The sequence below is a fragment of the Mesorhizobium sp. M0923 genome, assembly GCF_040319365.1.
Classification (GTDB): Bacteria; Pseudomonadota; Alphaproteobacteria; order Rhizobiales; family Rhizobiaceae; genus Mesorhizobium.
Genome location: NZ_JAMYNW010000068.1, coordinates 1 through 756 on the forward strand (window position 1 = coordinate 1; position 756 = coordinate 756).

2 protein-coding genes are annotated in these 756 nt (G+C 57.7%); both read left to right on the forward strand.

Features of this window, described 5'->3' with window-relative positions; genetic code table 11:
• A partial coding sequence (locus tag NKH89_RS35670; RefSeq protein ID WP_352912055.1) for an ABC transporter permease subunit occupies positions 1-387 on the forward strand: 387 nt, incomplete at its 5' end.
• A 19-nt stretch (positions 388-406) separates the two neighbouring features.
• Positions 407-756, forward strand: a 350-nt coding sequence (locus NKH89_RS35675; protein WP_352912058.1) for an ABC transporter permease subunit, incomplete at its 3' end; no start/stop codon positions are given.

A 756-nucleotide genomic window follows, 5' to 3' on the forward strand; every position in this document is an offset into this window, starting at 1 on the left:
GCATACCTGGCCGTCGATCGCGGCCAGCATGATGCGGCCGACAGTCTGGGATATACCTTCCGACAGAAGATCACCCGCGTAGTCGGCCCGCAAGCGGTGCACTTCGCATTGCCGGGCTATGGAAACGCCATCATCTACCTGATCCATAACGTTGCGCTGGTCATGTACATCGGGGCAGCGGATGTGATGGCGACCGCGCACTTGATCATGGAGCGCGACTATAACCAGTACCAGTTCGAAACGTACCTCGTGCTGGCGGTTATCTATTCGCTGATGTGCCTCGTCGCGTGGCTCATCGTGCGCTTCTTCGAGCTTCGCTCGCCAATGCAAGCGCCAGAGGCGACGACAACAGCTCAGATCAAGAACGCGGCCGTCGCGAGCGTGTGACGTAAGGGGTAATCCGACCATGTTTGATACCGATATTCTGCTCCAGGACTCGCAGGAAATTCTGGGCGCCGTACCCGTGACGCTCGGCATGGCTTTCACGATTTTCATCCTGTCCACGATCGTCGGCAGCCTTTTTGCGCTCGTCGAACATAGGCGGATCCCCGTGCTGCGACAGCTCATCATGGCCTATAAGGTCGTCTTCAAAGGCGTTCCGATGGTGATCGTGATTTTCCTCGCCTATTTCGGTCTGCCCCCGGCATTCCAGTTCCTGCTCTCGTTGCTCGCGATCAACTTCAACGCCCACGAAACGCCCAACTGGGTAATCCTTGTCATTGCAGTCACCGGCTGCGTTGCGGCGTTCCAAGCGGA